Below are 14,513 nucleotides of genomic sequence, written 5' to 3'. Positions count from 1 at the left end.
ACCCGGTGAGAGAAGCAAGTACGGAACTGCTGGTTGAGCTCCCCCCGGACAGCAACGTGACAGATCTCCTGGTGGAGCAGGGCGCCACCAATCCGATGCATGCGCTCTATGCCCGGCGGGGGTCCAACGGGTGGACCGACATACCGGCTCAGAAGTTCCTTCAGGATGTGAGCGCACTCGCGAAGGGGCTCATCGCCGGGGGCCTGGAGCCGGGCGACACCGTAGCCGTCATGTCAGCAACGCGCTATGAGTGGACGCTGGTGGACTTCGCCATCTGGTTCGCAGGAGGCGTGACCGTCCCCGTGTATGAAACGTCATCGCCCGGCCAGGTGGAGTGGATACTCCACGACTCCGGAGCGCGCCGGGTGTTTGCCGAGGACAACGAAAAAGTAGAGCTGGTCCGGCACATCCTGGATACGTCCGCCTTTCTGAAAGACCGGCTGGTGAACGTCGTCAGGATGGATGACGACGGCGAAGCCCCCAATCTCGCCAGCCTTGCTGCTGCCGGCACGGGAGTCACGGACGCGGAACTTGAACGGCACCGCTCTGCGGCAGGGCTGGATGATGTCGCGTCCCTGGTGTACACCTCCGGAACCACCGGCAAGCCCAAGGGATGCGAGATCACGCATGGCAACTTCGCCCTGGTCGCCGTCAACATGGTCGCTTTCCTCCCCGAGCTGCTGAGGCAGGACCATGCCAGGACACTGATGTTCCTTCCCCTGGCCCACGTCTTGGCGCGCGCAGTCCAGGTGGTGTGCCTCAGCGCTGGAACGACGCTGGGCCACACCGCCAGCGCCGCACAGTTGCTGGAGGATGTGCAAACGTTCAAACCCACCTTCCTCCTGGTGGTTCCGCGCGTCTTCGAAAAGATGCGCGCCGGCTCTGCCCGCCAGGCCGCGGCGGCAGGCAGGGCCGGAGCCTTCGGCTCCGCGTCGTCCGCGGCGGTCCAGTACTCAAGGGAACAGGACCTGGCCGCCCGTGGCGAGGGCGCCGGGCCGGGCGTCCTTTCCCGTGTCCGGCATGCAGTGTTCGACAGGCTGGTGTATCCCAAGCTCCGCCAGGCGCTCGGCGGCCAGGTTCACTACACCGTTTCAGGTGCCAGTCCCCTGCACCAGGACGACGCACACTTCTTCCGCGGTGCCGGCATCCCTGTGCTTGAGGGCTACGGGCTGACGGAGACCACGGCGCCCTGCACAGTAAATACGCCCACCCGCACCAGGGTGGGCAGCGTGGGCATCCCCGTTCCGGGCACCACCATCCGCGTCGCCGAGGATGGCGAGATACTGGTGAAGGGCATCGGCGTCTTCAGGGGATATCACGCCAACGAAGCCGCCAACGCTAAGGCTTTCGTGAACGGCTTCTTCCGCACGGGGGACCTCGGCGAGCTTGACGCCGAAGGCTTCCTGACCGTCACGGGACGCAAGAAGGACCTCCTGGTAACCGCTGGTGGCAAGAATGTGGCGCCCGGGCCGCTCGAGGAAAAAATCCGCGAGCATTCGCTGGTCAGCCATGCGGTGGTGGTGGGAGACGGAAAACCGTTTGTTTCCGCCCTTGTCACCCTTGATCCGGACGGGCTGGAAAGCTGGTGCAGGGAGCACAAACTGCCCGCCCTGACGCTGGCCGACGCTGCCGCGGACCCCAAGGTCCGTGCAGCCATCCAGGACGCCGTAAACAGCGCAAACGCCCTCGTATCCAAGGCGGAATCAGTCCGCAGCTTCTCGGTGCTGACGGCGCAGTTTACCCTTGAATCCGGCCACCTGACGCCCTCCCTCAAACTCAGGAGGGCCGCCGTCGTCCGCGATTTTGAAGGCGAGATCGCCAGGCTTTACGGCTGATCCGCTGTTACGGCTGACGGCTCCGTGTCTGTCCGCCCGGCCTTGGCGAGACCGCGCCGGCGGCGGGTGGGCCATGTCAGGATCAGTGTTACCAGCGCAGCAAGAAGGATCAGCGCAGCGATGGTGATACCGGCGTCGATCCAGAACTGGCCCGGGAACAGCCTGATCAGGGTGTCTTCGAGGGCGAAGGTCCACGACCCGCTGGCGAAGAAGATCCGGTGGAACTCCGTGAAGAACTGTTGCCAGCCGAGCACGGCCAGGGCACCCAGGCCCAAAATGATGACCAAGGCTACGATGGAGCCCGCAAACAGCCCCCTGCGCACTCCCCCGGTGCTGCGGCGGCGAAGGTAGGCAATGGCGATGATACTCAGAATTACCAGCAGCGCGCCGGCACCAAAAGTGGAAAGAATCACGAGCTTTACATCCGCCATGTGGCTGACTTCGCCCTCTTTGAACAGCCTTTCGCCGCTCCTGTTGACCAGTTCGCCCAGGTACCGCGGTGCAGCCCAGTTACTCAGGTAGTCAACGGCATACGACCCGTAAGTCATCCTGTCGTCAGTGCTGAAGCCGTAGCCGTCACCGGGGAACCCCGGACGGTTGTACTCCACCCAAAGAAACAGCGGGCTGGTCACTGCCCGGACCGCCAGCACCAGCAGGATGATGGGATAGAAGACAGCCAGCAGCACTTGCATCACGCGCGGAAGCACCGGCTTGGCGTTCGCCGCGCTTTCCCGCTCGGCGTTGCGCCGCTCAACTTCCTCCTGCGGAGGACGGACCTGGAGGGCGGACGTAGGGAGCGGTTCGCTGAACAGCGAGTCCTGGCCTTTTCCGGCCGGGTTGACGGTACGTTGGGTACCGGCAGGTTGGGTACCGGCAGCCTGCCCGGCGGAAGGTTCGACGGCGGCTTCCGCTGCTTTGCGATCAGCCCGGCTTTCGGCCTGTGGTGCTGCTGCGGGCCCGGAACGAACGCCCCGTGTTGCTCCCGGTCGGCCGGGCACATCCCCGGCTCCCGCACCCTGCGCTGCCGTGCTGTCCCCACCCTGCACAGCACTCTGCCCCTGTACTGCACTCTGCGCAGCCGCACCTTGTGCGGCCGTGCTGCCTGCGCCCTGCCTGCCGGATGCCGGAGTGCTGGCAGCCGGGGTGCCGGGTTCTGAAGCCTTCATCCATTCAAATGCGGGCTCGTCCGAGTCCCCGCTGGTGTCCAGTACGGGATCCGGCTGCGGCTCCGTGCGTTTGGCAGGGGTTTTGTCGTTCACTGCAGCGTCACTTCCGTTGGGGTTCGCGCCGCCCGCTCTGGTCCGGGCAGCACCATGTTTCTGCTCACGAGCCTACCGTCCGCGCCTCCGGGAGGGCGAGATGCCACCCCGGAAGGGCTCCGGATTCACGCAGCTATTTCGGTGTATCCGCCCTCGTCCGCACTGAGGTCTCCCCGGGCGCCGGACAGATACGCCCGCCTGCCCCACACCAGAACGTACAGCCAGTAGGCTCCAAGCACCGCTGAACCAATCGCGAGCTTGGCCCAAACGGGCAGCGGACTGGGAGTAACGAACCCTTCCACAAGGCCGGACACGAAGAGGACCAGGACCAGCCCAAGGGCTACTGTCACCAAGGACCTGCCTTCCTCTGCCACGGCGCGGCCCCGGGTACGCGGGCCAGGGGAAACCATGGCCCAGAAGATGCGCAGGCCCGCCGCGCAGGCTATAAACACCGCCGTCAGCTCCATCAGCCCGTGCGGCAGGATGTAGCTGTAGAAAACATCGGACTTTCCTGCGGCAGCGAAGATCCCGGCGGCGATTCCCACGCCCTGGGCATTGCTGAACAGGATCATCGGCACCCAGATTCCGGTGATGCCGAGGGCGACGGCCTGCGCACTGATCCATGCGTTGTTGGTCCACACCAGGCCCGCAAAGGATGCCGCCGGATTTTCGGAGTAGTAGTCAATGAAATCCTCCTCCACGTACTGCTTGAGGGCGGAATCGGAGGCCAATGACCGCAAGGCCTCGGGTGAACTTCCGATCCACAGCGCGTAGGCACCGCCGATGAGGATGAACGCGGCACCGCAGGCCAGGGTCAGCCACGTGATGCGGTACAGCGCGGCGGGCAGCGCAACCACAAAAAACCGGGCGAGGTCTGCCATAAAATTCGACCGCGCCCCCGTGAACCTTGTTCTCGCCTGGGCCAGCGTCGCAGACAGGGATGCGGACAGGCCGCTTTCGGGGGCAAGTGACCTGATCAGGGAAAGATGCGCGGACGTGGCCTGGTAGAGGCGGAGCAGTTCGTCTGCTTCCTCCCCGGTAAGCCGCCGCTTAAAGGCGAGTTCATGCAGTCTCGACCATTTGTCCCCATTAACAGCGGAGAAGGCATCCATGTCCACGGCACCAGCCTAGCGTCCGTGGACAATACAACTAGACTGTGACCGTCCACAAGATGAGACGCGAGGAACGGGGATCCTGCATTGAGTTCTATAGTCACGGGCGAGGCCGTTGTCCTGGAACTGCGCCCCGGGTCTTTCGCGGCCCGTGGCCTGGGTCTGCTGCTGGATTTCGTGTTCAACGTGGTGCTGCTGATCGTCATCCTGATTGGCGTTGCGGCTGCCGGGCCCGAACTTGATGAGGCGGCGATGCGCATGCTGATCCTTGTCAGCGTGGTCTTTTGCTTCGTCATTGTCCCGGTTGGTTTGGAAACCTTGAGCCGCGGGCTTTCGCTGGGGAAACTGGCCGCGGGGCTGAGGATTGTCCGTGATGACGGAGGCGCCATCCGTTTTCGTCATGCCCTGATTCGGGGCCTGGCTGGCTTCCTGGAAATTTACCTCACCCTCGGCGGGCTGGCTATCGCTGTGGCCCTGTTCAACGACAAGTCCAGGCGCCTGGGTGACATCATGGCGGGAACCTACGCCTTGCGGACCCGGGTACCGGTTGAGGGGGCAGTCCGGGTTTTCGTTCCCCCGCATTTGAAGGCATGGGCCTCGGTGGCTGACATCGGACGGATCCCTGATGCGACGGCCCGGCAGGCCACGCAATTCATCCGGCAGGCGGCTCTGATGTCTCCGCTTTCAAGGAACGGCATGGCCGCCTCGATCGCGACCGAATTGGCAGCCCACGTGGCCCCTGCTCCGCCGCCCGGAACCACTGCAGGGGACTATCTTGCTGCTGTGATCGCCGAACGCCGTAACCGCGAATTGACAAAGCTTCAGCACGCCCGCCGTCGCAACTCGAAAGTCGGCGAACGGCTGGACCGCCTGCCTTTCAGCTCCTGGAATCCTTAGCCGGTAGCCACAGCCTGCAGGGCAGCTCGGGTACTAGTTGTCGTACTCTGCCCAGGGGATGTTCCAGTCCCCGTAGCCGTCATCATGGGCAGCGTAGTCACCCTCCGTGTTCACGATCTGCACCACGTCGCCGGTGGTCATGGCGCCAAAGACCCAGGCAGCGCCGTCGGGAGCGAATCCGATGCAGCCGTGCGAGACGTTTTTGTTGCCGATGTACGGGAAAGCCGATTCCAGGGCCTGGTGGATGTAGGCACCGCTCAGGGTGAGCCGGATGGCGTACTCAACGTCCACTTCGCCGTAGTAGGCGGGGTCGCCGGGCTTGAGGCCGATGCTGGCCGCCCTGAAGTGGTCATAGCGGTTCTTTTCCATCAGCACCGCGTAGCCACGGGCCGACGGGAAGCGTTCGTCGCCCATGCTGACAGGCAGGGTCTTAACCACCTGGTCGTTAATGCTCAACGTGAAGGTGTGGGCTGCGGCGTCGGCTATGGCCACCCGCTTATCGCCGATGGCAACGTTGACCTTCTTATTGAAGTTGGCGATTTGGCCGTTCCCGAGGTCAACCCCAAAGAGCTGCATATCCATGGTGATGGTGGAATTGGCGGTCCAAAAAGCCTCGGGACGGTAGCGGACCATGGTGTCGCTGAACCAATGGAAGGCGCCGGTCTGGCCCGCGCTGGAGGTGACCTTGATGGCCTTTTCCACGGCGTCCTTGTTGAGTACCGGCTCACTGAAGATGATCTGGAGGGGCTGGCCCACTCCTACTTTCATGCCGTCGAGCGGATAGACGGCGGCATCCGCTTCGTGGGTGCTGGCAACAGTGCTGAAAGAGTGCGTGGTGCTGGTTTCGCGCCCGGCACCGTCAGTAACCACATAGGTGTAGCTGTAGTCGGTATTGAATTTCAGCGGCCCGGGCGCGGTCCAGCTGCTTTCGTCCGCGCCGAACGTACCTTCGATCGCCTCGCCGGCAGTGCTGGTCAGGGACACCCGCTCAATCTTGCCGTTGCTCACCTTGAGTGAAACGGGAGTGGCGGGGTTGACTTGCCTCGCGCCATCGGCAGGCGAACTGTCCAGCTTCAGCGGCGGAACCACCGGCGACGCCAGCCCGGGGGCTGACCGCATGGCTGAAGCCGCCTCCGACTCCAAGGTCCCGGGGGCGAAACCAGGCGCGACGGCGGCGAAAACGCCGCCGGTGGCCGCGAGGACGCAGACGGCAGCCACCAGGAGGATCTTCTTGGCCGTTCCCCGGGCGCGCGGCTTAACTTCAGGCTCCATAGACCGATCTTAATGCTTGGAGGTAACAGCCCCGGGAGCGGTAGGCACCCGGGGAGTCACACCTCAGTAACGATAGTGCTCGGGCTTGTACGGTCCGGCCACGTCCAGGTCCAGGTATTCGGCCTGTTCCTTGGACAGCTCCGTCAGTTCGACACCCAGCGCAGCAAGGTGCAGCCGGGCCACCTTTTCGTCCAGGATTTTCGGCAGGACATAGACCTGGTTCTCATACTCGCGCTGGTCATCGGACTGGTCCTTTTTGGTCCACAGTTCGATCTGCGCAATGGTCTGGTTGGCGAAGGAGTTGCTCATCACGAACGACGGGTGCCCTGTCGCGTTTCCGAGGTTCAGGAGCCGGCCCTCGGAGAGAACAATGATGGACCGCGCTGCCGAACCCTCGGCGGCGTCGCCAGCAAAGACCCACTCGTGGACCTGGGGCTTGATTTCCACCTTCTTGATGCCGGGAATCCTGGCCAGGCCGGCCATATCGATCTCGTTGTCGAAGTGGCCGATGTTGCCCACTATCGCCTTGTTCTTCATGCCCGCCATGTGCTCGGCCATGATGACGTCCTTGTTGCCTGTGGTGGTGATGAAGATGTCGCCCTGGGCAAGCACGGACTCCAGCTTGGCCACCTGGTATCCGTCCATCGCGGCCTGAAGGGCACAGATGGGGTCGATCTCGGTGACAATAACGCGGGATCCCTGGCCGCGAAGTGCCTCTGCTGCGCCCTTGCCAACATCCCCGTAGCCGCAGACAACAGCCACTTTTCCGCCCATCAGGACGTCAGTGGCGCGGTTGAGGCCATCAGGCAGGGAATGGCGGATCCCGTACTTGTTGTCGAACTTGCTCTTGGTCACGGAGTCGTTGACGTTGATGGCAGGGAAGAGGAGTTTGCCCTGCTCCGCCAGCTGGTAGAGACGGTGGACACCCGTGGTTGTTTCCTCGCTGACGCCCTTGATGGACTGCGCCGTGCGGGTCCACTTCCGGGGGTCCTGCCGGATGGATGCCCGCAGTACCTCCAGGAAGATCGCATACTCTTCGGAGTCTGCTTCATCGGTCACCGGAACGGCGCCGGCGGCTTCAAATTCAACACCCTTGTGGACCAGCATGGTGGCATCGCCGCCGTCGTCCAGGATCATGTTGGGGCCCAGTTCCGGGTTGCTGTCCGCGCCCGGCCAGGTAAGGATCTGCTCCGCCGTCCACCAGTACTCCTCGAGGGTCTCGCCCTTCCAGGCGAAAACAGGCACACCCTGCGGGTCCTCAGTGGTTCCGGCGCCCACCACAACCGCGGCGGCTGCATCGTCCTGGGTGGAGAAGATGTTGCAGGAGGCCCAGCGGACCTCGGCGCCCAGCGCCGTGAGCGTTTCGATCAGGACGGCAGTCTGCACCGTCATGTGGAGCGAACCGGCGATGCGGGCACCTTTAAGCGGCTGGGTGGGGCCGAACTCCTCACGGAGCGACATCAGGCCAGGCATCTCATGTTCGGCCAGGCGGATCTGGTGGCGGCCGGCCTCAGCCAGCGAAATGTCGGCAACCTTGTAATCAAAAGTCATGGGAATCCTTAGCTCTGTCCGATGGACGCGACAGCCTTGAAGCGTCGGGCGTCACTCGTGTGATGGGGGTGATCAGGAAGTGGGGGCTGCGCCGGCGGCGGGGTCATGCCCGGCCTGGTAATACTCAACGGGGTAGCGCTCCACTGCGTCGTGCTCAGCAGCGTCGTGTTCATCTGAACCGGCTGCCTTTGCTGCCTGCAGCAGCTCCGGCGGCAGGAGCAGGGGTATCCCGTCCTCGATCGTGTAGCGCAGCTTCACGCCGGACTCCCCCGCCGCCGTCGAGACGAGTTCTTCGCCCTCCTGGACCAATGGAGATCCCGTAACAGGACACCGCAGGACGGACAACAGTTCAGGACGGATCTTTGGCATGGGTGAAGCTCCCTGACGGGCGCGATTGCGCCGGTGGCTGGCTGATGTGCAGCTTCCAGCCTACCGCCAGAACGGCGTCAGGAAGGTTCACGCAGCACACGGAGATGGCCGCGGCGGGCGCCGTCCGTCCGGGCTGGGGCTTCCAGGGTTGAATGGATCGAGCGGTGGGCCTGGGCCGGCTGAGCCTGCGGCGGAAGGGCCGCGGCCTCCCGCACAGCATTGGCAAGAGCCAGCAGGTCGTCCGGTCCGGGCTGCTGCGGCGTGTTTGGCATCGCCAGACGGAGGACTTCCCACCCCCGCGGCACGGTCAGTGAGCCCGCGTGCTGCTCGCACAAATCGTAACAATGCGGCTCAGCGTAGGTGGCCAGCGGACCCAGTACAGCGGTGGAATCTGCATAGACGTACGTCAGAGTAGCCACCGCCGATTGACGGCACGCTGACCTTGAACATTCACGGATAGCTCCCACGACATCCCAGACTACTCCGTCTGCACGCTGGTTTGCCGTATTGCCGCCAGTACGCCGCGCCTGCTGCCTTGGGACCGATTGTGTCGCGTAAATCTTCCGCCGGGTTTAGAGTCAATGTATGCAGTCATCGAACCATGATTCAGCTTTTACGGTCCGGTTGGCTGACCCGGGTGCCAGCAGTGAAGGTACCGGTTCGGGCCCCTTGGGCAGGAGCTTCGCGATGCGCCGCCGGAACCGGCACGGCCGCGGCCTGCGCGGGGAACTGATGCTGCCCACCCATCCCGGTTACCGGACACGGTCCGACCGCTTTGACGACATGGTGCTGGACTCCGCGCAGCGGCTCCACGACATCTGGGGCAAGACCCTCGACGGCGTGCGGTTTGCCGTGGACGAGATTCCCCCGCAGCTTGAGCGGCTTGTAGCGGACTCCGCTCCGCCGCCGATGGGCTCCTACACCCCGGCAACCTCCGAGGAAGGACCCGTCATCACGCTGTACCGCAGGGTGGTGGAGCAGGGGTGCGCCAGCCGGGAGGAGCTTCAGGACCTGGTCCACGATGTTGTGGTGGAACACACCGCCGAGATGCTGGGCGTGGCACCGGAGACCCTGGACCCCGTTTACCGGCGACGTTACTGACCGGCCGGGCCACGCGGCCCTTGGGCTGCCCAGGACAGCGTCAGAAACCAGACAGCTTCAGGAACCCATCTGCCTAAACGATCTCAGTAACCCAGTGTGACCGGGACTTTCTCCTGTCCTGACGCTGCGGGCGTGAGGGCCAGCGTGGAGATGTCGTCGCGGCCCTCCTGCTGAAGCAGCAGCGCCCCATACGCAGCACCGCCGGAAGCTGACACCACGTACCCCACTACCACGGCCTCTTCCACCTTCTCCGGAACCTGGATGGAGGTTGTTGTCCCGCCTGCAATGTCGGCCGATGCTGCCCCGTGAATCGTGCCGTCAGCCGTGATGGCAGAGTAGGAAATGGTGGCACGGTCCTCCAGGGCCCCGAAGACCAGAGTCCTTCCGCCTCCCGGGGGCACCGGCACAACATGCTGGCTGCCCAGCCGGCTGGCGGACGCTGACCACGCGACGTCGGACACCTGTTCACTGTTGACCCCGCGGGTTACACGCGCCGCAGCCACAAACGATACGTCGGAACTGGCGGAAACTGTGTAATGTCCCGCCGGAACTCCCGCGAGCGAAATCTCGGTTACCGCCCCCGCTTTTGCCGTGACCACGCCTCCACCCGCAAGCGCCTGCTGGCCGTCGCGCCCAAACATTTTGACTTCCACCACGGCGTCCGAAGCCCCCGGTACTGTCAGCTGCAAGGCAGGACCGGCATCCTCGAAGCCTTTTTGCCCTGTCATCGCAGCTATTCCGGCGGGATCCTGGATGTCCAGCCCGGTCATTACCTGTCGGGCGGCGGGGGCAGCCCCCGGCGCAATGTAGTCCACACCACCGGGGGTAAGTCCCCGCAGGACACTTTGTTGGACGACGGCGGCGACGGGGCCTCCCACACTGCGGACGTGCACACTGAGCTGGCCTTCGCCAGGCGCCAGCCCGGCCAGGACAACCGACCGGGTGGTGCCGGGGGCCACCAGCAGGCCGCGGCTTCCCGGTGCATGGATCTGGCCTTTGGCGCCATAGAGTTCCAGGCTGACGGTGGCCGGCGTCGTGGAAGCGTTGCTGAGCACCAGCAGCGAGGTGCGGCCCACCTTGGTGCTGGCTCCGGCCAGCCACAGGTCGTTGGCCGGCTGCTGGCAATTGGCGGCCGCAGCTCCCTGAAGGTCCCCATCGGTGGCCGTGTATTTCACCAGTGCAGCCGCCGATGCTTTTTGGTTGTCCACCGCCTGGGCGCTCAGCACGCTGACGTCGTCCACCGCACGGCCCGGGACGACACCCGCCAGGAGGTCCTGCGGGCCCGCCGTTGCTCCCGCCGGAGCCTGTTTCGCGATCTTGACCGCGTTGGTCCCGTTCAGCGCCGAGAGCCGGCTGTCCGGCAGATCGCCGCCGGCGGCACTCATGACCGCCCCCGTGACTGCGCTGGCCGCCGTGGCCGATTCGGGGCTGAACTGCGGATCCGTTCCTGCCTCAGTACCTTCAAGAAGCCTGGCGGGCCCGGGGCACACCCCAACGCTTGAGCCGGCGGGAACAGCCGCCAGCGCCGCCGGAATCGTCCGGTCACCGGCGGGTTGCGGGGCCAGGGAGGCCGCGGTCACCAGTCCGCCCGCGGACGCAAGAATCGCCACAGCGGACAGGACCCTGACCAGGACACCGGCGGAAGGCTTCCTCCGGGAGGCTGACCCGTGTTGCGGCTGAGGTTGCGGGTGGTCTCCCGCTTTGGGGGCATGGGCCGGCGGTGGCGCAGCCTGGACAGCGTCTGTCCCCGGTTCATTCGGTGTGGACTCATGCATTTTGGTGTTCCTTACGCAAGGAGCCTTCGTCCCTCGAAAGGCCGGTATTGGGCCGGCGGGCAGGCATGGGGATCGCGAGCATCACGGTAAGTCCAATCACCGTGATCTGCCCAATGGCGGACCACACTGACCAAGGGTTGTCGTAGCGAATGGTCAGTTGGCCTGCCGTCGGCGGTAAGGTGAACGCCTGCGCCCAGCCGGATGTTGTCGACGTGAGTTTCCGCCCATCAAGCCAGGCGCTCCACCCCGGATCAGCGCGCTCGGCCAAGACCACCAGCCGCCCCTCCGCCCCTGCCGGGACTGCCGTGTCAACGTCGTCGTATCCGGACGGGAGCAGCGAAACCGCAGCGCCCTTTCCGTCCACAATCCGCGCCCGGTGGGCAACGTCCGCGGGCTGAAGCACCGGCTGGTTAAGGGGCGTGATCCGCCACAGCCAGCCCACATCCGTCTGCCCAACCGCGACGAGGCCCGGGACTGCATCCATCCGGCTGGCAGTCAGTTGCGCCGCGGTATCCGCTGACCGCAAGACCACAAATCCGATCCCCAGCTGTTCCAGCTCAGGCCGGGGGTCCACGCCCTGCCCTGCCACGATGGTGGCAACCACGCTTCGGATGATCGACGTGACCCCATCATCCTCCCGGACAGTTTCAGCTCCCGGAGCGCCCAAAATATCCCGCGCCGCGGCGATGGTGGAGAGGCTGTCCAGTGTTGTTCCGGCGCCGCGCATCAGGGTTGCGTCAAACGTGCCGTTTACCTTCGTGCTGATCAGCAGTGTGCGGGTCCGCTCGGACCCGGTGCCCCTGTCAATGGCGGTGGCGGGCAGCGTACGCGGACTGACTGATTCCACGAGCCGGGGGGTGCCCAGTGCTTCCTGGCCGGTTTCTTCCGCCTGGGCGGCTGAGGGCGTGGACCGCAGCAGGTTCTGGGCGGACCATGCGGCCATCCCGGCCAACGGGCCGGCCAGGAGGATGATCATGGACAAAGCCACCGCTGACCGGACGAGGACATTGCGGCGAGTGCTGGCATTGGAAGCAATCTCCGCGAAGCCGAGCAACCGTTCCGCTCCAATGAGTGCGGCTCCCAGCAGCACGAATCCTGCGGCCGAAACGGCGGGGCCGGTAAAGGGCGTCACCAGGGTGTCGGCGTTGGCACCTGTGGCAACATGGCCGGCCAGCCAGCCGCCGGCAAGCGCGACCAGTGCGGATACCCAGAGTGCGCGTGCTATTCCTGCCCTTTTGCCGGGGACGAACAGCGCAGCGGCGGCCAGGAGCAGCACCGGAACACCCACCAGCAGAGCGAGCAGGAGCGCCCAGGGAATGGCTTGGCCGCTGAAGTACGGCAGACCCGTCAGGCCGGCCTCAGGGCTGAAGGGCAGCGGCCGCCCCAGCAACTGCTGCCACAACGGGGCAGCATCAAACCCGAGGGGAACACCGGGGTCCGCCAGGATGGCCCGCGGCCTGTCCAGCGTTGACAGGCCGAAAGGAATGAACAGGGCGGCGGCAGGCAGCAATGCCCACCAAACTGTGCGCCCGCGGCGCCCGAGAAGCAGGCCACACAGCACGATGATGAGGGCGGAGGGTATCAGCAGTGATGGCGCCGAAGCACAAACAACGGCCATTGCCAGGCCCGCGGCCGCGGCAGCCGTCCAGGACGGCATCCCGTTGATTCCCGGCCGTACCGGTGGCTTCTCGGTGAAGCGCCGTTCCGCGGGCGACGGAAGCAGAAAACGTCCATGACCCACCGCGCTGCCGGTTGCGCGCAGCAGCGCCAGGACCATCAGGGGAATCATGAGGTGCGCCACGAATGCCCCGACCCGGCCTTGGTTCAGGGAAACCTGCAGCGCGGGCGCCGCCGCCCAGAAGAGCGCGGCGATCAGACGGAAGCGGCGCCGTGCGGTGAGGGCCCCGGACGCGAACCATGCTGTCAGCGCGGAAAGGGGTGCCGCCAGCAGGAGGAGCCAGGCCATGGCGGCGTTGGCGTCGCCTCCGCCGAGAAGGCCCAGGATCCACAGCACGTAACCGAAGGGGTCTCCCCTGCCAGGAAGTCCTGCACCCAGGCTGATCCACCAGCTGGAGGCGTGGTGCCAGATCTCGCCGACGGACGAGGAGAGCGGGATGAGGCCGCCACCGGAAACAGCCTCGGCGCGGAATAGGCCCGCCAGCCCCAGGAGGGATGCAACAGAGGCAATCAGGACAGCGGCGAGGGCACCGTTGCCCACCCAGCCACGTTCCGTTGTGGTTAGGGCCGCAAAGTCGTCGGCAGAGTCCCCGCTGGGTTGGTCGGCAAGGGGGTCCTGCCCCAGGCCTTGACCGGAAGCATCATCAGCGCCAATTGCCTCCATCAGCGATCTGCGGTGGTTCCAGACCTCGCGCCGGGGTGTCTGCAGCTTCCGGATCACGGATCGCCGGATCCTCCTGGTGCTGGCGGCCACCCGCCTGCCCTTGGCCACGGCACCGGGCCGGCCCAGGGCAGCAAAGGTAGCGGCCAGTTGTGAGAACCCGTGCCCCGGATCCTTAACTGCGATGCTGAGCACCAGCTTGAAGATGCTGCCCACCAGCGCGCCTACGGCATGGAACGGAACCTTCCACAGCGGAGCGTGCTTGAGCCGCAGATGGACCTGGGCCTTCCTGGCCGCGGCCGGGTTGCCCAACGCGTGGGGCCTGTGGGCTACGTGGAACATACGTGCCGTGGGAACCACCACCACACGGTGGCCGGCCAGGCGGTTTCGCCAGCAGAAGTCAACGTCATCGCCGCTGCCCGGCAGCGCGGGGTCAAAGCCCTGCAGGTGTTCCCAGATGTCACGGCGGACCAGCATGCCGGCTGAATTCACCGCGAAGGTATCGCTGCGTCCGTTGTATTGGCCCTGGTCCAGTTCGTCCGCATCAATGAGCGTCAGCCGTTCGGCCCAGCCGCTGGTGGACAGCCCCACATCAATGAGGCGGCGCCCTGCGTGCCAGTCCAGCTGTTTGCAGCCCGCAACTGTGACTGAGGGTGCCCGCTCCACGGCACCCAGGAGCTCGGCCAATGCTTCCGGAGCCGGTGCGGCGTCGTCATGGATGAGCCAGATCCATTCCGTGGCAGCCCTCTCGGACTGACCGCTCCAGGGCGCCAGCGCGTCCAGGCCTGCCTTGACGGCGCCACCCATGCCGCCCTTGCCGTGCGGGCGCTGGACGATGTTGGCTCCGCCCATGGCAGCCTCAAGCAGGCCAACGGAATCGTCGCGTGAACCTGTGTCAACGCCGATGACCGCGTCCGCGGGCCGGGTCTGGTCAGCCAGGGCAGCCAGGGTTCTGGGGAGATAGGCACTGCCATTGTGGGACACCACAATGGCAGTGACGTGTA

At 65.2% G+C, this 14,513-nt stretch carries 11 protein-coding genes; 3 read left to right on the top strand and 8 right to left on the bottom strand.

The window, feature by feature from the left end:
- The first annotated feature begins 5 nt into the window (after positions 1-5).
- Entirely contained in the window at positions 6-1,835 is a 1,830-nt protein-coding gene (locus F8G81_RS06950) for an AMP-dependent synthetase/ligase (protein ID WP_267278271.1), read from the top strand.
- Here the strand turns inward: F8G81_RS06950 and F8G81_RS06945 are convergent.
- Both F8G81_RS06945 and F8G81_RS06940 read right to left on the bottom strand, forming a co-directional pair.
- Complete coding sequence (locus F8G81_RS06945) at positions 1,826-3,094, bottom strand: TIGR01906 family membrane protein (protein WP_267278270.1); 1,269 nt, start codon at positions 3,092-3,094, stop codon at positions 1,826-1,828. The two genes, F8G81_RS06950 and F8G81_RS06945, sit on opposite strands and share 10 nt — an antisense overlap.
- Positions 3,095-3,219: 125 nt before the next feature.
- Complete coding sequence (locus F8G81_RS06940; protein ID WP_267278269.1) at positions 3,220-4,212, bottom strand: stage II sporulation protein M; 993 nt, start codon at positions 4,210-4,212, stop codon at positions 3,220-3,222.
- A gap of 81 nt (positions 4,213-4,293) precedes the next feature.
- On the opposite strand from F8G81_RS06940, the gene F8G81_RS06935 reads away from it, so the two are divergent.
- Complete coding sequence (locus F8G81_RS06935) at positions 4,294-5,103, top strand: RDD family protein (protein WP_267278268.1); 810 nt, start codon at positions 4,294-4,296, stop codon at positions 5,101-5,103.
- A gap of 33 nt (positions 5,104-5,136) precedes the next feature.
- Here the strand turns inward: F8G81_RS06935 and F8G81_RS06930 are convergent, their stop codons facing one another.
- The 4 genes from F8G81_RS06930 to F8G81_RS06915 all read right to left on the bottom strand — a co-directional run bounded on the left by F8G81_RS06930 (position 5,137) and on the right by F8G81_RS06915 (position 8,762).
- On the bottom strand, positions 5,137-6,375 hold the full coding sequence (locus tag F8G81_RS06930) for a L,D-transpeptidase (protein ID WP_267278267.1): 1,239 nt from the start codon (positions 6,373-6,375) through the stop codon (positions 5,137-5,139).
- 63 nt (positions 6,376-6,438) lie between these two features.
- Positions 6,439-7,926, bottom strand: a complete 1,488-nt coding sequence (gene ahcY, locus F8G81_RS06925; protein ID WP_267278266.1) for an adenosylhomocysteinase — start codon at positions 7,924-7,926, stop codon at positions 6,439-6,441.
- A gap of 72 nt (positions 7,927-7,998) precedes the next feature.
- A complete protein-coding gene (locus tag F8G81_RS06920) occupies positions 7,999-8,295 on the bottom strand; it encodes a Trm112 family protein (protein ID WP_267278265.1) in 297 nt (98 codons plus the stop codon).
- A gap of 77 nt (positions 8,296-8,372) precedes the next feature.
- Positions 8,373-8,762, bottom strand: a complete 390-nt coding sequence (locus F8G81_RS06915; RefSeq protein WP_267278264.1) for a DUF3499 domain-containing protein — start codon at positions 8,760-8,762, stop codon at positions 8,373-8,375.
- 118 nt (positions 8,763-8,880) lie between these two features.
- Here F8G81_RS06915 and F8G81_RS06910 point away from each other — a divergent pair, with 118 nt between their 5' ends.
- Positions 8,881-9,396 carry a metallopeptidase family protein gene (locus tag F8G81_RS06910; protein ID WP_267278263.1) on the top strand — a complete coding sequence of 172 codons (516 nt, stop codon included), beginning with the start codon at positions 8,881-8,883 and terminating at the stop codon, positions 9,394-9,396.
- 83 nt (positions 9,397-9,479) lie between these two features.
- Here F8G81_RS06910 and F8G81_RS06905 read toward each other — a convergent pair whose 3' ends face one another.
- Positions 9,480-11,171 carry a DUF5719 family protein gene (locus F8G81_RS06905; protein WP_267278262.1) on the bottom strand — a complete coding sequence of 564 codons (1,692 nt, stop codon included), beginning with the start codon at positions 11,169-11,171 and terminating at the stop codon, positions 9,480-9,482.
- Complete coding sequence (locus tag F8G81_RS06900; protein ID WP_267278261.1) at positions 11,164-14,496, bottom strand: glycosyltransferase family 2 protein; 3,333 nt, start codon at positions 14,494-14,496, stop codon at positions 11,164-11,166. Before F8G81_RS06900 ends, F8G81_RS06905 begins: the two co-directional genes overlap by 8 nt.
- Positions 14,497-14,513: the final 17 nt, after the last annotated feature.

The sequence above is a fragment of the Arthrobacter sp. CDRTa11 genome (assembly GCF_026427775.1).
GTDB lineage: Bacteria > Actinomycetota > Actinomycetes > Actinomycetales > Micrococcaceae > Arthrobacter.
The sequence above is the reverse complement of the archived record's forward strand: the minus strand, read 5'-3'. Positions and strand labels throughout refer to the sequence as shown.